The following is a 20,045-nucleotide window of genomic DNA, read 5'->3' as shown; positions in this document are numbered from 1 at the left end:
GTCGGGTTACCGTTCGAGTGGCCGTTGCGGGCTTTTGCCGTTTGACACGGGGGCGGGTTGTACCGTCACACTCCGCAGCGAAGCAGCGTCACCGCTGGGCCGTCCGCGCCCGGCCGTGCCGTACGCGCCGTACTGCCGTACGGGCCCACCGAGCGTCGACCGGAGAGAAGAGCGAAGTTGTCCCCGACCAGCGAGACCGCACACGGCGGCCGCCGACTCGTCATCGTCGAGTCGCCTGCCAAGGCGAAGACGATCAAGGGGTACCTCGGCCCCGGCTACGTCGTCGAGGCGAGCGTCGGGCACATCCGCGACCTCCCGAACGGCGCCGCGGAGGTGCCCGAGAAGTACACCGGCGAGGTGCGTCGCCTCGGTGTGGATGTCGAGCATGACTTCCAGCCGATCTATGTCGTCAACGCCGACAAGAAGGCCCAGGTCAGAAAGCTCAAGGAGCTGCTGGCCGAATCCGACGAGCTCTACCTCGCCACCGATGAGGACCGCGAGGGCGAGGCCATCGCGTGGCACCTCCAGGAAGTCCTCAAGCCCAAGGTCCCGGTCAAGCGGATGGTCTTCCACGAGATCACCAAGGAAGCGATCAGGGCCGCCGTCGCCAATCCGCGCGAGCTGAACACGCGCATGGTCGACGCGCAGGAGACCCGCCGTATCCTCGACCGTCTCTACGGCTACGAGGTCTCGCCGGTCCTGTGGAAGAAGGTCATGCGAGGCCTCTCCGCGGGCCGTGTGCAGTCCGTCGCCACCCGGCTCGTCGTCGAGCGGGAGCGTGAGCGCATCGCGTTCCGTTCCGCCGAGTACTGGGATCTGACCGGTACGTTCTCCACCGGCCGGGCCGGAGACGCCTCCGATCCGTCCTCGCTCGTCGCCCGGCTGAACGCGGTCGACGGCCGGCGTGTCGCCCAGGGCCGTGACTTCGGTCCGGACGGACGGCTCAAGTCCGACCAGGTGCTGCATCTGGACGAGGCCAACGCACGGGCGCTCGCCGCCGCCCTGGAGAGCACCTCCTTCTCGGTCCGCTCGGTCGAGTCCAAGCCGTACCGCCGCTCCCCGTACGCACCGTTCCGTACGACGACGCTCCAGCAGGAGGCCTCGCGCAAGCTGGGCTTCGGGGCGAAGTCCACGATGCAGGTCGCGCAGAAGCTGTACGAGAACGGCTTCATCACCTATATGCGTACGGACTCCACGACTCTCTCGGACACAGCGGTCTCGGCGGCCCGTGCGCAGGTCACGCAGTTGTACGGAGCGAGTTATCTGCCGGACAAGCCGCGTACGTACGCGGGCAAGGTCAAGAACGCGCAGGAGGCGCACGAGGCGATCCGTCCCTCGGGCGACCGTTTCCGCACTCCCGCGGAGACGGGACTGACCGGCGACCAGTTCAAGCTGTACGAGCTGATCTGGAAGCGGACCGTCGCCTCCCAGATGAAGGACGCGGTCGGCAACAGCGTCACCGTCAAGATCGGCGGCAGGGCGAGCGACGGCCGGGACGCGGAATTCTCCGCCTCCGGCAAGACGATCACCTTCCACGGCTTCATGAAGGCGTATGTCGAGGGCGCGGACGATCCGAACGCGGAGCTGGACGACCGCGAGCGCCGACTGCCGCAGGTCGCCGAGGGCGATCCGCTCACCGCCGAGGAGCTGTCGGTCGACGGCCACGCGACCAAGCCGCCGGCCCGTTACACCGAGGCCTCGCTGGTCAAGGAGCTGGAAGAGCGCGAGATCGGCCGTCCGTCGACCTATGCCTCGATCATCGGCACCATCCTCGACCGCGGCTATGTCTTCAAGAAGGGCACGGCGCTCGTCCCGTCCTTCCTCTCCTTCGCCGTGGTCAATCTGCTGGAGAAGCACTTCGGCCGGCTGGTCGACTACGACTTCACGGCCAGGATGGAGGACGACCTCGACCGCATCGCGCGGGGCGAGGCCCAGGCCGTGCCGTGGCTGAGGCGTTTCTACTTCGGCGAGGGCGACGACAACGCGGGGCCCGCGTCGGGCGCGGGCAATGGCGACGGCGATCATCTCGGCGGACTGAAGGAACTGGTCACCGACCTCGGAGCGATCGACGCGCGCGAGATCTCGTCCTTCCCCGTCGGCGACGGAATCATGCTGCGCGTCGGCCGGTACGGCCCGTACGTGGAGCGCGGGGAGAAGGACGATGAGGGCCACCAGCGCGCCGATGTGCCGGAGGACCTGGCGCCCGACGAGCTGACGGTCGAGTACGCGGAGGAGCTGCTGGCCAAGCCGAGCGGTGACTTCGAGCTGGGCGCCGATCCGGTGACCGGTCATCAGATCGTGGCGAAGGACGGCCGGTACGGTCCGTATGTCACGGAGATCCTGCCGGACGGCACTCCGAAGACCGGCAAGAACGCGGTCAAGCCCCGTACCGCCTCGCTCTTCAAGTCCATGTCCCTGGACACGGTCACGCTGGACGACGCGCTGAAGCTGATGTCGCTGCCGCGCGTGGTCGGCAAGGACGCCGAGGGCGTCGAGATCACCGCGCAGAACGGCCGGTACGGCCCGTATCTGAAGAAGGGCACGGACTCGCGGTCGCTGGAGAGCGAGGACCAGCTCTTCAGCATCACGCTGGACGAGGCGCTGGCGATCTACGCGCAGCCCAAGCAGCGAGGGCGGGCCGCGGCCAAGCCGCCGCTGAAGGAGCTGGGTACGGATCCGGTGAGCGAGCGTCCGGTTGTGGTGAAGGACGGACGTTTCGGGCCGTATGTCACGGACGGCGAGACGAACGCGACCTTGCGGACCGGGGACAGCGTCGAGGAGATCACTCCGGAGCGCGGGTACGAGCTGCTCGCGGAGAAGCGTGCGAAGAGCCCGGCCAAGAAGACCGCGAAGAAGGCGGCCAAGGCTCCGGCGAAGAAGGCACCGGCCAAGAAGGCGACGACGGCGAAGAAGGCCGCGGCGAAGAAGACGACGACGGCGAAGACTGCGGCGACTGCGGTGGCCAAGAAGACGGCTTCGGCGAAAACTGCTTCGGCCGGGGCGGCTTCGTCTGCGGAGACGGACGAGTAGGTCTGCGGAGATGGACGAATAGGGCGGATCTGTCGGCGTCCGGGCGTGCGCCGGAGGGCGTGTGCGAGGGGTGTTGCGCCGGGGCGTTGTGGCGTCAGTCGTACGGCTGTCTCGGACGGGTGTGCGCCCGCGTGTTCGGACGGGGCTCCGGGGAGTCAACAGCTCCGGATAGGCTGGGCGGATGACGCGAGCCGAGCAGCCAGCCGAGCAGCCAACGGTCGTGAGCCCCACCTCCGACTCCGACGCACTTGCCGCAGACTCACGCGAGCGAGCTGTGCGGTCTCTGCTGCGCCTTCCTCCGCTCAGGCGGTTGTGGGGCGCGCAGTTCGCCGGCGGCATCGGCGATGCACTCGCCGTACTCGTGCTTCTGCTGCTGTCGTTGCAGGCGGCGATCGCCGAGGGCTCATTCGGTGCGGGATACCGGGGCGCGGCGTTCGCCGTCGCGGCCGTGTTCGGCGCACGGGTCCTTGCCACGCTGCTGTTCGGAGCGGTCCTTCTCGGGCCGCTGTCCGGGCTGCTCGCGCCGGGCAGCGGGGCGCGGCCCGCGTCGGCCGGTGCCGCGCCGACTGGTGCCGCTGACGCGGGTGCGGCAGACGTAGGCGCAGGTGTAGGCGCTGACGCCGTCGGGACCGATGGGGCGACCAAGGCGGCCAAGACCAAGGCGACCAAGAAGTCCGCCAAACCGAAGTCCGCCAAACCGGCGAGGGACGGTGGTCCGCTGGACCGCCGCTGGACGATGATCGTCGCGGATGTGCTCCGTCTCGTGCTGCTCATCATCGCGCCGCTGTGGCTCGAATGGTCACCGGATCGCGCGCTCCCGATCCTCCTCACCACCGTCTTCGTCCTCGGTGCCGCCGAGAGGTTCTGGACGGTCGCCAAGGAGAGCGCCGCTCCTGCCCTGCTGCCGGCTCCGCCGCTGGAGGGCGCCGCCGTACGCCCGCTCCCCGACCACTTCGACGCGTTGCGCCGTCTCTCCCTCCGTACGGCCTTCGCCGCGGTGCCCGTCGCGGCGGCCGTTCTGCTCGTCGCCACGCTGGTCGGGAATCTGCTCGGTACGGGCATCGAATGGTTCTCGCTGCATCAGGCGGCCCTGGGCTCGTATGTCGCGGCGGGACTGTTCGCCGCGTCCGTGTCCACGCTGTACTTCCTGGAACTGCCCGACGGTCATACGCCGCGTCCGCGCTCTCCGCTCGAAGGGCTGCGCCGTCCGTCCGCCGCCGGTGGGGGCGCGGGAGGCGCGAGCGGCGCCGGGGGCCGGGAGAAGGGGCGTACTGGCGCGCTTCCGCTGCTGGTCCTCGCGTGCGGCACGATCGCGGGAGCCGTCGCGTCCGCCGTGGCCGTCTCCGTACTCCACGCCAGGGATCTCGGCGGCGGCCCTGTCGCCTTCGCCCTGCTGGTCCTCGCGCTGACCGGCGGTACGGGACTCGGTGTCCGCCGCGCCGCGACGGTGCTGCCCACTCTGTCGCGCCGGCGTCTGTTCGCGCTGGCGATCGCGCTCACCGGTATCGCGCTGCTGGCGATGGGACTGGTGCCGGACACGGCGACCGTCCTGCTCCTCGCGCTGTTCGCAGGCTTCGCGGCCGGGGTCGTGGCGAGTACCGGCCACGCGCTTATCGACCTGGAGACGGAGGAGTACCGTCGTAGTCGAGTCACCGAACACCTTCAAGCCGTCGTAAGGGTCTTTGTCGCACTCGGCGTGGTCGTCGCCCCCCTCGTCGCCGCGGCCATCGGCCCGCACCGCCTCGCCAATGGAACTTTCGTCTTCGCGCACGACGGCGCGGCCTTCACGCTGATGCTGGTAGGCGCGCTGTTGCTCCCGGTCGCGGCGGTCGTCCTCGCCAAGACGGACGACCGTTCCGGTGTCCCGCTGCGTCGTGACCTGCGTGACGCGCTGCGCGGAGGCGCGGATCCGGCTCTGGCTCCGGCCGGTAGCGGGTTCTTCCTGGCGATCGAAGGTGGCGACGGCGCCGGCAAGTCGACCCAGGTCGAGGCGCTGGCCGAATGGATCCGTGCCAAGGGCCACGAAGTGGTGGTCACCCGAGAGCCGGGCGCCACGCCGGTCGGCAAGCGCCTGCGCTCGATCCTGCTGGATGTGTCGAGCGCCGGTCTGTCGAACCGCGCGGAGGCACTGCTGTACGCCGCCGACCGCGCCGAGCATGTGGACTCGGTCGTACGCCCTGCCCTGGAGCGTGGCGCGATCGTCATCTCCGACCGCTATATCGACTCGTCCGTGGCCTACCAGGGCGCCGGACGGGACCTCTCGCCGACCGAGATCGCCCGTATCTCGCGCTGGGCGACGGACGGTCTCGTACCGCATCTCACCGTGCTGCTCGATGTCTCGCCGGAGACGGCACGCGAGCGGTTCACGGAGGCTCCGGACCGGCTGGAGTCCGAGCCGGCCGAGTTCCACCAGCGGGTACGGTCGGGCTTCCTCACCCTCGCCGCCGCCGATCCCGCCCGTTATCTCGTCGTGGACGGCGGCCAGGAGCCGGAGGCGGTCACCACGGTCGTACGGCACCGGCTCGACCAGATGCTGCCGCTCTCCGAGGCCGAGGTGAAGGCCCGGGAGGAGGCGCGGAGGGCCGCCATCGAGGAGGCCCGCCGCAAGGCGGAGGAAGAGGCCGCGCGCAAGGCGGAGGAGGAGCGGCTGGAGCGCGAGCGCCAGGCCCAGCTCGCCAAGCTCCGGGCCGAGGAGGAGGAGCGCAAGCGCCGCGAGCTGGAGGAGGAGCGGCAGCGCGAGGCCGAGCGGCAGGCGGAGGAGGCCAGGCAGCGTGCCGAGGAGGCACGGCGGCTGGCCGAGGAGGAGCGTAAGCGGCGGGAGGCCGAGGAGCGCGCGTACGAGGCGGAGCAGGCGCGGCTCAGGAGGCAGGCCCAGGAAGAGGCCAGGCTGCGTGCCGAGGCCGAGGAGCGGCGCCGGGAGAAGCAGCGCAAGGCGGAGGAGTCCCTGCTCCGGGCCGAGGAGGCGCGGCGGCTCGCAGAGGAGTCGGCAGGAGCTGGGGGAGTCGCGGGAGCTGCGGGAGCTTCCGCCGGGGGTTCCGGCGCGGGTTCGGCTGTCGGCTCGGCTGCGGACTCGGCGGTTTCGCCGAATGAGATCACGGTGCCGACGCCGGTCGTGTCGGCCGTACAGAAGCCGGCGGCCGGTCCGAAGCCGGCGGACGCTGCGGACGCGGTGACGCAGGAGGTTCCGGCTCTACGGCCGGACGATCCGCGGGTGGCGGCGGCGCGGGACGCCGAGGAGACGAGGGTCATTCCGCGGGTGTCGGAGCGGTCCGAGCGGCCTGCGGTGGACGAGACGGCTGTGCTGCCGCAGGTGCCGTCGGCGCCGGTACGGGACGGGGAGCGGGGGACGGGTACTGGTTCTGGTGCCGATTCTGGCTCTGGCACTGGTTCCGGTTCCGGGTCTGCGGATGATCAGGGCGCGAGTGGGCGCGAGGTCAGGGACGCGCGGGATGCGCGTGCGGTCGATGAGACCGCCGTACTCCCGCCCGTACGGAACGGCGATCCCGTCGACCGGGTGCCGCAGGGCTTCTTCCGCGAGGACGAACCGGCTCCGCCCGCCGAGGGCGGCAACGAGCGCACGCGCGAGCTGCCGCAGTTCCCGCCGCAGGGCAGCGCGGAGCCGGAACCGGAGCGCCCGCGCCGCCGCTCGGACTGGGCGGAGGAGACCCCGCTGGACGATCTTCCAAGCCTGGCGGACGAACTGCTCGGCCCGCACGAGGACGACGACGAGACCGACAGCAGGCGCCGCCGCCGCTGAGCTGTGAAGTGGCTGAGCCGTGAAGCGGGGGACGGACTGTCAGACCCCGGCCCCACAATGGGATCGGAGCGGTACAGAGCGCTCCGAGCGGCGCGGCAGGCACTTGGGCATGTCGTCGGCCGCGACCAAGCACACGCGTGACCACGCACACGGCAGGGCAGCGGACGGCAAGGAGCGGTGACGGCGTATGACCGTATGGGACGACCTGGTCGGGCAGGACCGCCTTCATGTGGCGCTCTCCGCTGCCGCCCGTGACGCCGACTCGCGGGTGACGGCCGAGGCCTCGGGCACGCCGCCGCCCGAGGCCTCGAAGATGACGCACGCGTGGCTGTTCACCGGGCCGCCGGGCTCGGGCCGTTCCACCGCGGCCCGTGCCTTCGCCGCCGCGCTCCAGTGCGTCAGTCCGGACCGTGCGCTCGGCGGAGAGCCGGGCTGCGGGTTCTGCGACGGCTGTCATACGAGCCTGATTGGTACGCACGCCGACGTCGAGGTGATCCGTACAGACCTGCTCTCCATCGGCGTCAAGGAGACGCGTGAGCTGGTGCGCCGTGCCCAGCTCTCGCCGGCCGTAGGCCGCTGGCAGGTCATCGTGCTGGAGGACGCCGACCGCCTCACCGAGGGCGCGGGCAATGTTCTGCTGAAGGCGGTGGAGGAGCCGGCGCCCCGTACGGTCTGGCTGCTCTGCGCGCCCTCTCTGGAGGACGTCCTGCCCACCATCCGCTCGCGCTGCCGCCATCTTGTCCTGCGTACGCCACCGGTGGAGGCCGTTGCCGATGTGCTGATCCGGCGCGACGGCATCGAGCCGGAGGCCGCCCATGCCGCCGCCCGTGCCACCCAGGGACATATCGGCCGCGCCCGTCGCCTCGCCACCGACGAACGGGCCCGCGCGCGCCGTGCCACCGTGCTCAAGATGCCGCTGCGCGTGGACGACATCGGCGGCTGTCTCAAGGCGGCCCAGGAGCTGATCGATGCCGCGACGGAGGACGCCAAGCAGGTCGCCGAGGATGTGGACGTCAAGGAGACCGAGGACATGAAGGCCGCGCTCGGCGCCTCGGCGGGCGGCCGGATGCCTCGGGGCACGGCGGGGGTGATGAAGGAGCTGGCCGACCGGCAGAAGCGGCGTTCCACCCGTACGCAGCGGGACAGCCTCGATCTCGCCCTCACGGATCTGACCGGCTTCTACCGCGATGTGCTGGCGCTCCAGCTCGGCTCACGGGTCGCGCTCGCCAATGGAGACGTAAGGGACGCGCTGGACCGCGTCGCCCGCGCCTCCACGCCTGAGCGGACCCTGCGCCGGATAGAGGCGATCAGCGCCTGCCGCCAGGCGCTGGACCGCAATGTGGCGCCGCTGCTGGCGGTGGAGGCGATGGCGGTGTCGCTGCGGGCGGGCTGACGACGTGTGGGCGGATTGATGCAGATAATCAGCAAATCGGCAGATTCACCCGTATGAGTGCTGACGGGCGGCATACGCCATCCGGCGGCTAGGCTCCCTGGATGGACAACAGGCGCCTGTTCCGTGTCACCGCCACCGCGTTGGCGGCGGCCGGTCTGCTGATCTTCGGTTGTACGCCGACCTCGGGTACGTCGACCTCTGGGACCTCCGGCACGACGAGCTCCGGCACGACGGCCTCGGACCCGGCAGCCCTGAAGAAGTTCTACGACCAGAAGCTCACATGGCGCGCGTGCGGAGCCCCCGGTTTCCAGTGCGCCACGCTGAAGGCCCCCCTCGACTACGCCAAGCCGGACGGTACCGAGATCAAGCTGGCCGTCGCCCGTAAGAAGGCCACGGGACCGGGCACACGGCTCGGCTCGCTCCTGGTCAATCCGGGCGGCCCAGGCGGCTCGGCGATCGGTTATCTCCAGGGATACGCCGGCATCGGCTATCCGGCTCCGGTCCGCGCTCAGTACGACATGGCGGCCATCGACCCGCGCGGAGTCGCCCGGAGCGAGCCGGTCGAATGCCTCACCGGCGCGGAGATGGACGCGTACACCCAGGTCGACCAGACTCCCGACGACCAGGCCGAGGCCGGGCTGCTGACCGCGTCCTTCAAGAGGTTCGCCCAGGGCTGCGACAAGCGTTCCGGCGATATCCTCCCGCATGTCTCCACGGTCGAGGCGGCCCGTGACATGGACATCTTCCGCGCCGCACTGGGCGACAAGAAGCTGTCGTACGTGGGCGCCTCGTACGGCACCTTCCTCGGGGCGACGTACGCCGAGCTGTTCCCGGAGCGCACGGGCCGTCTCGTCCTGGACGGCGCGATGGATCCGTCCCTGCCGGCCCGCGATCTGAACCGCGATCAGACGGCCGGCTTCGAGACGGCCTTCCAGTCCTTCGCCCAGGACTGTGTCAAACAGCCGGACTGCCCTCTGGGCAGTACCTCCGCGGCCGAGGTCACGACCCGGATGAAGGCCTTCTTCCAGACTCTGGACGCCAGGCCCGTCCCCACGGGCGAGAGCCGCCCGCTGGGCGAGTCCCTCGCCACGACCGGTGTGATCGCCGCGATGTACGACGAATCCGCCTGGCCCCAGCTCCGCGAAGCCCTGGCCGCCGCGCTGGACGGCGACGGCGCTCCTCTTCTCGCGCTGGCCGACTCGTACTACGAGCGCGACGGCGACGGTTCGTACGCCAACCTGATGTACGCCAACTCGGCCGTGAACTGCCTGGACCTCCCGCCTGCCTTCACCGGCCCCGAAGAGGTCACCCAGGCGCTCCCCTCCTTCGAACAGGCCTCGCCGGTCTTCGGCAGAGGCCTCGCCTGGGCCTCCCTGAACTGCGCCTACTGGCCCACCAAGGCCACCGGCACCCCGCACCGCATCGAGGCGAAGGGCGCGGCCCCGATCGTCGTCGTCGGCACCACCCGCGACCCGGCCACCCCGTACAAATGGGCCCAGTCCCTGGCCGCCCAGCTCTCCTCCGGCACCCTGCTCACCTACGACGGCGACGGCCACACGGCATACGGCCGGGGCAGCGACTGCATCGACACGGCGATCAACACCTACCTCCTGGACGGCACACCTCCACCCAACGCCAAGAAATGCCCCTGACCTGCAACAAGACCCCCACCCCAGCCCTGTACGGAGCACCCCCGGAAACTGTGTAGACTTGGCCGCGCCACAGACCACACCATGGTCCACAGGGCAAGCCGCCTTAGCTCAGTTGGCCAGAGCAACGCACTCGTAATGCGTAGGTCTCGGGTTCGAATCCCGAAGGCGGCTCTATGGTGAACCCCAGGTCAAGTCTCTGACCTGGGGTTTCTTGTTTTGGATGACCTTGGAATTCGGGTTAATCGGGCACTGTCTGTCTGTGCATCGTAGTGCGTAGCTCTGCGGTTGGCCGTCAGTAGTCACTTCTTGGTGCAATGCCCTGACCTGTGGCTTTGTTGCCTTCCACCTTCGGGCCTCCGCTCTGAGAGCTAGGTCCGGTGGCCATCCGGTGGCCAATCGTGCAGCTAGCGTGCAGCGGTGCTGCCAGGGCTCACGTCGCGTGGACTGAGATGTGATCGAGTTCCGACAGGACCCCAGTGAACTAGCAGGTGGACCGTCACCAACATCTTCAGCGGCGGTCGGGCTCACGGGCCCATCATCCAGGGCGACATCGTGTATCTCTCCTTCCTGTCCGTTCTGCCCTCTACGCTCCCCCGGCTCACATTGACGCCGCTGGAAACAGCAACTGTGAACCGACCGTAGCGGGGGCAAGCCCGGTGAGCTGACCTCGGCCGAGCGCGAGGACTTGAAGAGGCTCCGTAGGAAGATTGCTGAGCTGCGCGCGGAGAAGGGCGTTCTCCGCACGGTTCTGGAACCCCTCCTCCAGATCACCGATATATGGAGACCAGGGTGTTCTATCAGTTGCGTCTGCCAGGCTGGGATGCAACTGGTGACATGGATCTCGGGTAGGACTCGGGCTCGTGCCAGGATGCACGGAACGACAGGCGATCCGGGAGCGGAAGTTGACGCGGGCGGGTATCGAAGAGGTCGACGAGGCAGACCAATTAGTACAGGACAAGACGGTGCCGACCATCGGCCAATTGGTCACGGTACGTAACTGCAATTGGGTGGCCACTGCGGTGGAGCGCTCCTCGATCACGGTCGAGGAGCCGGGCAGTCCACTGCTTGCCGAGGCGCAGCACCTGGTCTCTCTGGTTTCGGTGGACGGTGATTCCGGTGACGAAGAGTTGCGCGTCCTGTGGGAGCTGGAGCCCGGCGCTACCGCCCGTGAGCAGCATGCCCTGCCCTCTCCTGCGAGCGGGTTCGACGACCCGGCGAAGTTGGATGCCTTCCTTGACGCGGTGCGCTGGGGCTCGGTGGCCACGGCGGACAAGACGTTGCTGCAGGCGCCGTTCCGCTCCGGAGTGAAGCCGGAGGACTATCAGCTCGACCCGGTGGTGCGGGCGCTGCAGATGCCGCGGACGAACCTGCTGATCGCGGACGGCGTCGGTCTTGGAAAGACCATTGAGGCGGGCCTGGTGATGCAGGAGCTGATGTTGCGGCACCGGGCGCGGACGATGCTGATCGTGTGCCCGGCTTCGCTCACCCTGCAGTGGCGCGATGAGATGCGCGACAAGTTCGGCCTGGGTTTCAAGATCGTGGATGCGGAGCTCCTGAAGGAGCTTCGCAGGTCTCGCGGACTGTACGAGAACCCGTGGACGCACTACCCGCGGTTGATCGTCTCGATTGACTGGCTCAAGCGGGAGCGGCCCATGGCGCTGTTGCGCTCGATCCTGCCGCCGACGCCCCAGTATCCACGCGCATTCGATCTCCTCGTCGTCGACGAGGTGCATACGCGTGCGCCTTCGGGGTCCGGGAAGTACGCGGTCGACTCACAGCGCACCGACGCGATCAAGACGTTGGCCCCGCACACCGAGCACAGGCTGTTCCTGTCGGCGACGCCGCACAACGGCTACCTGGCATCGTTCACCGCCCTCCTGGCCCTGTTGGACGGCCACCGCTTCGCCCGCACCCTGGAGCCCTCGGAAGAGGCCAAGGCGCAGGTAATGGTGCGGCGACTGAAGCGGGACCTGCCGCCGAACTGGGACGGCAGCCCGCGCTTCCCGGAACGTGACCTCGACCATCCCCTGGAGGTCGTCTACGACACCGCCACCCGCGACGCCTACGCGAAACTCGACCAGTACGCGCAGTCTCGCCGCGAGACGATCTCCGGGCAGCTGACGTTGAAGGGCACCGCGCCGAGCCGGGCTGCGGACTTCGTCGTTACGCTACTCAAGCGCCGATTCCTGTCCCAGCCCGAAGGCCTTTGCCAATACGGTGGACACCCATCTGAAACTGATGGGCTGAACGGTAGCTGGGACGGCGAGCGGGTCATCGTGTTCACCGAATACCGCGATACCCAGCGCTGGTTGCATGAACGACTCATCAGCGCCGGCGTGCCGAACGAGGCGATCGCCCAGCTCTACGGCGGCCAGGACCGCGATGAACGCGAGCGCGTCAAGAACGTCTTCCAGGACGACCCCGACGTCGATCCGGTGCGGATCTGCTCGCCACGGACTTCGCGAGCGAGGGCATCAACCTGCAGAACCACTGCCACCGGGTTCTGCACTGGGAAATCCCATGGAACCCCAACCGCCTTGAGCAACGCACCAGCAGCGCGAGGAGGACACCGGATTCACCGAGGGCACCTTGGAGGACGCGATGGCCTTCCTCGGCGTCGCGGGAATCCCGGATGTTGCGTTCCAGTTCGGTCAGTACCGACTGCATCGCCTTGACGTCATCCTCACAGCGCTTGTCCAGGACTCTGCGCTGCTTGCGCGCGATCTTGTTGGACTCGGTCTGCAGCGCCTTACCGAGTGGGGTCTCCAGTACGTCCCACAGCGCGGTGAGCCGGTCGAGGAATTCGGGCGGCGGCACGTCCTGCGATGCGGCGGTGAGCCAGTGTTCCAGGGTCTCCGGGCTCTTCTCCACGGTCAGCTTGCCGTGTTCGATCGATCCTCCGGCCAGGGCGATCTGCTCGTGCAGTCGCACTCCGCGGTTGGCCTGCTCCAGGTCGTCGGAGAGGAACGCTGTGCGCCCCTGAAGGCGTCGTGGGGCACCGACGCCTACCCCACCGGTCTCGCGTTGTTCCACGCCGACATCACTGCCCGACCGCCGACCCGGGAGGAGAGGGTTCCGCCCACGCGGCTCAGCGGCAAACCCCACTCGACGCCGTCTTTGAGCGTTTCCTGGCCGAACGCGCCTTCCAGCCACTGAGCCGGGCGTACCGCGCCGGCATCATCTCCACCGTCGCCGTGCTCTTCCGCTACGCCGCCGTCGCCGAATGGGACGACGTCCCCGCGCGCCCCCTGATCACGCACGCCGACATGCCCCGCGTCATCGAACGCGTCCCCCGGTTCATCCCAGCTGACCAGCTCGGCCCGGTCATGGACCGCGTCCGGGCCCTCGAATGCCCCCTCCAGCGGTGCGCGCTGCTGGTCGCCCGGTGGAGCGGCGCCCGCCGCACCGAAATCCGCAAGCTCCACTCGACCGCCTCGACGCCTACCCCGACGGCACGCCCCGGCTTCGGCTCGCAGCGGGCAAGGCCCTCAAGGAGCGCACCGTCCCGCTCCACGAGGAAGCCGTCGAGGCCATCCGTACTCTCGCCGCACTGCGGCAGGCCCAGTCCGACCGCGGGATCCACTACCCCGATCTCGGACGCCCGACGCGCTACCTCTTCCTGCGCAACGGCGTGATCGCAGGCCCCGACCACCTCTTCGCTCACCCGCTCCGCGTGATCTGCGAAGAGCTGGCCATCCTCAACGGCGTCGGCAAACCCGCGATCCACCCCCACCGGTTCCGGCACACCCTGGGCACCCAACTTGCCGAGAAGGGTGCCCGGGTCCAGACCATCATGAAGGTCCTCGGCCACAGGAGCCCCGGCATGTCGACGACCTACACGCACATCTCCGACCCCACCGTCCTGGCCGACTACCAGGCCGTGCTTCAGCCCGGCGCCACCATCGCCGGCCCCCTTGCCGACACCCTGCGATCCGGGCAACTCGACCAGGACGCGCTGGACTGGCCCAAGACCAACTTCTACAAGAACGAGCTCGAGCTTGGACGCTGCCTTCGCCTGCCCCAGGAGGGCCCTTGCGAGTGCGACCTCTACCTCAGCTGCGCGAAGTTCGTCACCACACCCGAGTACGCGACACGCCTGCGTGAACGCCTCTGCGTCGAGCGGCAACTGATCACCGACGCAACGGACCGCGGATGGGAGCGGGAGATCGATCGCCACCAGCGCGTCACCGACCGCATCACCAGCCTCCTCGACGACCTCGGCGAACCACACGACGAGCCGGCCGACTGACCAGTGCGACTGAGAAAAGCACTGGTCGAACGGCTTTGCCCAGGAAAGGATGCGGCTATGCGTTACGCCAACGAGGACCCCGAGCTGCTCGCTCTTGTCCACGGCTACGTCACGCCCGACAGGCGCTACCTCAAACTCGGCGGCCCTCTCATGCGCATGACCGAGCCTGAACGCACCAAGTTCACACGGGAGTTCGGCGAGGCCGCCGGCGATATCACGCCCCGCGAGCTGACCATCCTGCTCGAAGGCGAGTGGCGCGAACGCAAAACCGCAGCCTGGCTCATCGCCGTCGCCCGCAGAACTGAGTTCCGCGAACGCCTCGGCGAAATGTTGCTTGCCAGCGAGGTCTGCTTCGCAGGCTCGGCCTACTGCGTCACCTTCGCCACGTTCGCGACTCCCGCCGACGCGGACCTGCTGGCCGCCTACCTCGATCGCTACCTGCGACGCCCCGACCTCTACTACGACCAGTCGGCCGCCATGGGCGCGCTCCTCCACCTCGATGCCAAGCTCGGCGCCGACCAAGCAGCCCGATTCCTGACCGCGGACGGCCTCTGGCATCAGTGGATCGACGGACCGCCCCGCAAGGAGCACCACGGCACGCCAGACAGCTATCGCGAGAACATCAGCCAGCTCTGTGTCTTCGCCGATGAGAGCGCCGAGCACCGCCCGGCAAGGAACCGATGACGTCGTCCTCAGAGGGGTGACACCTGATCGAAGGAACCCACCGCCGCACAACTCAAGGTTGTCCATCCGGACGTGCTCAGTGGCGAACAGATCGCCACAGGGCGCAGGGTGGTCACTGCCATGCTGGAGCGGCAGCCCTACGCCGATGACCACGTTGGACCGTATTTCCTGTGGCCGCCTTTCCTTTCCCCCGGCCATCCGCTGCTCGACTTCTATCGGGAGACGGGCATCGGGGAGCTCGCCGGCCAGCTACTGCGTGCGGATCTGGCCGTGCAGGATCCCGATTTCGCGCAGGTGGCCACAACGATCCCGCCCTGGCCGCATCGGCCGGGTGGGCCGCACGTCGACGGCCTGACGCCGGGTGAGGCGGACGGACGTCCGGGGACGTTCTCGCTGCTGGCCCGGCGTATGGCTCACCGACCATGACCGGCGGCACCGGGGCAACCTGTGGGTCTGGCCGGGCACCCATCTGCGTTTCGGGCAATACCTCGCCGAACGCGGTGCGGAAGCTCTGGCTCGGGTCGAGGAGATGAATCCGGGCCCCTATCCGAAGATCGAGCTCGGCGAGCCGACACAGGCCGTCGGCAAGGCGGGCAGCGTGCTGTTCGTGCACTACCTGCTTGCCCACAACATCGGTGACCACGACGGTACGGCCGACCCGGGGCGGCGCGAGACGGTGTACTACCGGCTCCATGCGGGCGGCCACCGGGATCGGTGGCGCGAGGCCGCCACTGATCCGCTCGTCGAATTCCGCTTGTAGGGAGCGGCGTAGGGGGCTGGACCTGCGCGTGGTGTCGGCCGGGCCAGGGCCCGTCGGCACCACCCGCCAAGTGCGGCAGTAACTGCCCCAAACCTCCTGAACTGCACACCTAGTGATGCCCAGCCCAGCCGGACGGCATCCAAAGATCCCCGACAGAGGTGCTCGCCGATGAACGCTACGAGTGCGTGTCGCCAAAATGATCCGTGAAGTGCCCGATCACCCTTTCGGCAGCCTTCTGTACGAGGGGTAGCTGCACTGTGCGGTTTGAGCGCACCTTGCTTATCACTGTCAGTGGTGGCCTTCCTTGGGCTAAGGCGATGCGTAATTGTCGCTGCACGAGATATTCTACAGCCTCTCTGTGGCTGGTTTCGACAGTTAGAAACTGTTCCTCCTCGCCTATTTCTGCCCAGAAAATCACCAGGTCGTTCATTCTTCCCCAGGCGGAATCATCAAACTCGTGCAGGCGGCGCTGGAACGATGACTTCTCAAGGGCGCGCCCCAGGTGATCCCCCCAACGGCCGAATATTCCATTTCGACCGACAGTCATTCCAATATAGGCTGCCCCCACTTTCTTGGAGTACCCGCAGTAAATGTAAGCGCGGGTACGACACAGGCTGGGGTCCCCAACAGCTGCTGATCCCCATATTTCTTGGTCATTGATCGAGTGCAATGAAGGCTCGCCTATGCGAAGCGCCTCTCTAGGGCGTCTGTCGTGGCTTTATGGATGTTGGCTGACGCTTGATTTCGGTACCTCGTGAGGACTTGTTCAATGATCTCATCAGAGAGATCTTGTTTGTTTCGCACGGTACCGCTTTCTGCAGAGGCGAGGCTTAGGAAGATAGCGTGAAGCAGAAGAACCACGTCTGCGTCGTTTCCAAAGCGCTCGCTAAACATGCGCATGAAGCGGTGGGACTGATTGACGCGGACCACAGTGCCTAGCGTGGCGTCATGAGCGCGCTCCCACAGGGCGTTGTCGTCCAGCTGATCAACTAGCGTGACCTTCGCGCCTTGCTTGCGAGCTTGCTCGCGCTCAAAGCCCTTGAGCGGATGCCGAGTGGACTCATTCTGGGCGCGCTTAATTCGCTCGGTCTCTGTGAGTGCATCGTCGGGGTCAGTGGGCAAAATATCCGGGAAATCGATTTCTCCCAAAGCCTCTGCAGCTTTGCTGATTGGGTCCAGATTGGCCGTCTCGTTCAAAAGCCTACGGGCATTCTTCCATGCGCTCTGGCTTAGACGTCGAGCCTCATAGATGGCTTCGCTGATGGCCTCATGTGCTTCGTCGCTCAGTAGTATCTCTGATTTTTTCACGTCAACATTGAAGGCGTCATCTGCCGTGTCATCGATGAGGATGCGCCCGCGGAATGAGAAAAGTTCTTGTTCGGTGGGGATCAGATCGAAACGCTCGGCCCAACGGATCAACCGCTTATTGCGGTAGATGTAGAAACCATAATGCCCTGTGGCAATCATGTACTTCTTGCGAATCTCCGCCGGATTGGCGAAGGCGGGTGGGTGTACTAGTTGGGTAATCTCAATTTGCGCCTGCACGCCGCTTTCGACATCGATGGGAACAGGTCGGATTTTCTCGACCCATCGCACATCTCGACCGTCCCAGGTGGAGTCGTTGAGATTTCCGTTCTCGTCTGCTTCGCCAGTGAACAGCGGATCGAATGGTTTGACCAGTTCGCTGTTGAGTCGAAGTTGAAGCTCGCCGTCGTCCGGCTGGAGGAAGTAGAAGTAGGTGACACCGAGGGATCGCTCAAGGGCCTCACGAGTTCTACGAATGCTCGGGTGATTACCCTTATGTACCTTTTCAATGGTGACTACCGTGCCATGGGTGGCACCTGGGATGAGCCGCTCCATGCGCTCGCGGTCGACGTCATCAAGATCCAGCGTCTGGCACTCAAGTCGCCCAACTGTCTCGATATGGGGCAGATCAAGAGCTACCTTGTTCCAGGGACCGTCCTTGCGGGCGCTGATCACCTCCAGTCGGTCACCTTGTGATAGGCCAGCGCTTTTAAGGCCAAGTCCGTACTTTCCGAGGCTTCCGCCGGTGTGCTGCCCGTCCGCCCCGAGAGCGAGAGCCCCGATCAGACTGTCCCTGTCCATCCCGTCGCCGTCGTCGGCGATAATGTACCGAGCTGCACTGTTCTTACGTGCTTCGGACATGTTGGGTTCACGTTCGAGCTCGATGGCGATGCGCCGGGCATTAGCTGCCACGGAGTTGTCGACGATGTCGCAGATGGCGCTCTCCGGCGTGTACCCGATGCGCGCGATCGCTCGGAGCACACGACCGGGATGGAAGGCTACTTCTGCATATCCGGTGCCTGCCACTCCTGTGTCGCCTTGATTTGGTGTCATACTTCTACATGCTCCTTCTTGTAGTTGTCTTGCTATCGGGTGTTTCCCAGTTTGCTCACAAGGTGATTGAGTTCGGAACCGGTTCTGAATCAGTCGGCATGAGACTGTTGAACTCCTCGACACTGATCGGATATTTGGACTTCATGAGGTCAGAATACGAACGGAGCGCCCTGCTGATTTGGGCTTTTGATCGTGGGGCGAGATGAATGAGAAGCAGATCGTAGAGCAACTGTGTGTAATCTTTTCCGCTGGCCATTTTGCCTTGCTGCTTGCCTTCGGGGGTTTCGATCCACATTGAGGAGAACGGTGCCGCGGACATCTTCCAGTCGAGGCCTGAGAGGCGCTTCATCAGCTCTCCCCACTCCAGCGCTTCCTGTTCCAGGATGTGCCGTACGGCCCGAGCAACCTGTACTTGTACCGCCGGCCGCATGAACGGGTGCCCTGCACCATCGCGGCCCTTCGGCGCGCGCACGTCCTTGGGGACCTGGGCGGTGAGGTAGCGCTGACGTAGGTTCCCGCAGGCGTCAAGGAGATCCTGGACACGTGTCGCGAGGAGGTCGTAGCTCTGGTCGAGGAGATCGTCCGTGGCCCGTTGTGTCGACTGCTCCGCGGTGCACGGGAGGTCGAAGCCGATTTCTTTGACGACGTCATAGAGCACACCGATCGTGCTCCAGGCTGGGCTGGTCGCGGTGATCGAGCGCTGGGCGAGGACCAGTTCGCCATCCTGACCGACCTTGCTGAACACGAGGACGACCTTGTCCCGGCTCAGGAAGGGGTGATCATCGAGCAGGCGGCGGGTGAGAATGGCGAAGCTGTCGTCCTCGTCGAGCGCGATGTTCTCCTGCGCGTTGGTGCTCTTGGCGTTGCGGTTGATGTTGGTGAACAACCGCCTGGTGCGTCGACGTCCGTCCGGGGTGTCGAAGTGGGGTACGACGATGACGTTGATGTCCTCGCCGCCCAAGGCGGGGTCACGCTTGATCGCATCCTTGATCGCCTTGAGCCGGTGCTGACCATCGAGGGCGAAGAACTGTTGCGTTCCATCGAAGGTGAGGACGCCGAAGTTGCGGTCGAGGCCGGCAAGAACTGCCTGGTTCGCATCGTCCGTGTCCATCGATACTTCAAGGTAGTTGGGATCCCCGCCCCAGACCGCGATGATGATGGCTCCGAGAAAACGGTTCTCGTTGCTGAGCAGGTAGTCGGTGATCTGCGCTGTGCGAGTTCCGACACCTCGCTGGATCATGGTGCCGAGGTCCTGGTTCCCCCCGAGTTCATGCGCGAAGTTGATCTCGCGCGCCACCTGCGCGTAGCTCATCAGACAGGAGTAGTAGGTCCAGTTACCCACCTGGGCCTTGAAGGCGGGGACGAAGGTCTTGGATGCCATGTCTTCCTCGATGTCGGGATGCTGAAGTCAGCTATCGCGCAGAGCCGGTTGGGGGATGCTGCTGAGCCGGCCACGCAGCTTCGGCCGGTTTTGGTTGTTGAGAGGTGGGTTGTACAAGTTGATCAGCCGGGCCTCAAAATTCTTGATCTTGGCGCGGTCTTTAACTGTGGCGAACCAGAACTCCAGCGGGCGAAGGGCCAGGTAGTGCGTGAGTCGGCCGACCCGGGTGGTTGGAGGCTCCTCGGTCCAGAGGTTCTCGGGGTTGCCTCGAAGGTGCTTCTTGTAGTCCTTGTACCTGTTTCGGAGCGTGTTGCCACGTTGGCCTGATCCACCTGCCTGGCCTATGTAGAGAACCTGGTGGAAGCTGCTCCGTGAGTCGTCAGCCATCGCGAGCCTGATCGATGGGCGCCAGACGAACATATAGAGCCCGGCCTCGTCAGGTAGTGCGCTGCCGAGGCTCTCGACCGCGAGGGCTTGTTCCCAGAGAGAGGCATGCTCCTCCAGGTCTTCCTGCAGGACTTTGTGGGCCGGGACGTCGAGCATGGGGGCGATGCCGAGTCGGATGTCCAGCGAAGGGCCGGTTTCAGTGCGGTGGCGGATCACGGAGCGCTCGTGGGTGTCTGGTGTCGCCATCCTCAAGGCACTCCGGCTGCAGCGGCGGTAGATGAAGGAACATCCTTACACGCGGCACTGACATCGAAGCTGATACTCAGGTTCCGGTGGTCGTGGCTCGGGCACTGACTGGCGCCCTGCTGGGCTGTCTTCCGATTGTTCTGTCCGG

Annotated in this window: 14 protein-coding genes and 1 tRNA gene; 10 read left to right on the top strand and 5 right to left on the bottom strand. The window is 66.6% G+C overall.

Going from position 1 to position 20,045, the window contains the following annotated elements; genetic code table 11:
- The first annotated feature begins 177 nt into the window (after positions 1–177).
- The 6 genes from topA (at position 178) to ACFV6H_RS18700 (ending at position 12,507) form a co-directional block, all read left to right on the top strand.
- A complete protein-coding gene (topA, locus tag ACFV6H_RS18725; protein WP_385543158.1) occupies positions 178–3,030 on the top strand; it encodes a type I DNA topoisomerase in 2,853 nt (950 codons plus the stop codon).
- 181 nt (positions 3,031–3,211) lie between these two features.
- Positions 3,212–6,787, top strand: coding sequence for a dTMP kinase (tmk, locus tag ACFV6H_RS18720; protein WP_385543155.1), 3,576 nt, complete (start codon positions 3,212–3,214; stop codon positions 6,785–6,787).
- Between the two features lie 187 nt (positions 6,788–6,974).
- Positions 6,975–8,180 (top strand): DNA polymerase III subunit delta', encoded by a 1,206-nt coding sequence (locus ACFV6H_RS18715; RefSeq protein ID WP_385543152.1) that lies wholly within the window; start codon positions 6,975–6,977, stop codon positions 8,178–8,180.
- A gap of 101 nt (positions 8,181–8,281) precedes the next feature.
- Entirely contained in the window at positions 8,282–9,832 is a 1,551-nt protein-coding gene (locus ACFV6H_RS18710; protein WP_385543149.1) for an alpha/beta hydrolase, read from the top strand.
- A gap of 97 nt (positions 9,833–9,929) precedes the next feature.
- Positions 9,930–10,003 (top strand) — tRNA-Thr (locus tag ACFV6H_RS18705).
- 731 nt (positions 10,004–10,734) lie between these two features.
- On the top strand, positions 10,735–12,507 hold the full coding sequence (locus tag ACFV6H_RS18700; RefSeq protein ID WP_385543146.1) for an SNF2-related protein: 1,773 nt from the start codon (positions 10,735–10,737) through the stop codon (positions 12,505–12,507).
- Between the two features lie 330 nt (positions 12,508–12,837).
- On the opposite strand, the gene ACFV6H_RS18695 is transcribed toward ACFV6H_RS18700, so the two are convergent.
- Entirely contained in the window at positions 12,838–13,257 is a 420-nt protein-coding gene (locus ACFV6H_RS18695) for a hypothetical protein (protein WP_385543143.1), read from the bottom strand.
- Between ACFV6H_RS18695 and ACFV6H_RS18690 the strand changes: the two genes are divergently transcribed.
- The 4 genes from ACFV6H_RS18690 (at position 13,218) to ACFV6H_RS18675 (ending at position 15,525) form a co-directional block, all read left to right on the top strand.
- Positions 13,218–14,081, top strand: coding sequence for a tyrosine-type recombinase/integrase (locus ACFV6H_RS18690; protein ID WP_385543141.1), 864 nt, complete (start codon positions 13,218–13,220; stop codon positions 14,079–14,081). The genes ACFV6H_RS18695 and ACFV6H_RS18690 overlap by 40 nt on opposite strands.
- A gap of 57 nt (positions 14,082–14,138) precedes the next feature.
- On the top strand, positions 14,139–14,765 hold the full coding sequence (locus ACFV6H_RS18685) for a DUF6000 family protein (protein ID WP_385543138.1): 627 nt from the start codon (positions 14,139–14,141) through the stop codon (positions 14,763–14,765).
- A gap of 120 nt (positions 14,766–14,885) precedes the next feature.
- Positions 14,886–15,191: a hypothetical protein gene (locus ACFV6H_RS18680; RefSeq protein WP_385543135.1), complete on the top strand. Its 306-nt coding sequence runs from the start codon at positions 14,886–14,888 to the stop codon at positions 15,189–15,191.
- Entirely contained in the window at positions 15,127–15,525 is a 399-nt protein-coding gene (locus tag ACFV6H_RS18675; RefSeq protein WP_385543132.1) for a phytanoyl-CoA dioxygenase family protein, read from the top strand. Before ACFV6H_RS18680 ends, ACFV6H_RS18675 begins: the two co-directional genes overlap by 65 nt.
- 175 nt (positions 15,526–15,700) lie before the next feature.
- On the opposite strand, the gene ACFV6H_RS18670 is transcribed toward ACFV6H_RS18675, so the two are convergent.
- From ACFV6H_RS18670 to ACFV6H_RS18655, 4 genes are all read right to left on the bottom strand, one after another.
- Positions 15,701–16,093 carry a hypothetical protein gene (locus ACFV6H_RS18670; protein ID WP_385543129.1) on the bottom strand — a complete coding sequence of 131 codons (393 nt, stop codon included), beginning with the start codon at positions 16,091–16,093 and terminating at the stop codon, positions 15,701–15,703.
- Between the two features lie 113 nt (positions 16,094–16,206).
- Positions 16,207–17,883: an ATP-binding protein gene (locus ACFV6H_RS18665; RefSeq protein ID WP_385543126.1), complete on the bottom strand. Its 1,677-nt coding sequence runs from the start codon at positions 17,881–17,883 to the stop codon at positions 16,207–16,209.
- Between the two features lie 55 nt (positions 17,884–17,938).
- Positions 17,939–19,264: a DNA sulfur modification protein DndB gene (locus ACFV6H_RS18660; RefSeq protein WP_385543123.1), complete on the bottom strand. Its 1,326-nt coding sequence runs from the start codon at positions 19,262–19,264 to the stop codon at positions 17,939–17,941.
- A 27-nt stretch (positions 19,265–19,291) separates the two neighbouring features.
- The gene (locus tag ACFV6H_RS18655) at positions 19,292–19,897 is read right to left on the bottom strand and encodes a hypothetical protein (protein ID WP_385543120.1); all 606 of its coding nucleotides are present in this window, start codon (positions 19,895–19,897) and stop codon (positions 19,292–19,294) included.
- Positions 19,898–20,045: the final 148 nt, after the last annotated feature.

Source organism: Streptomyces sp. NPDC059743 (genome assembly GCF_042732975.1).
Taxonomy (GTDB): Bacteria; Actinomycetota; Actinomycetes; order Streptomycetales; family Streptomycetaceae; genus Streptomyces.
This window is presented reverse-complemented; position numbering and strand designations above follow the sequence as displayed.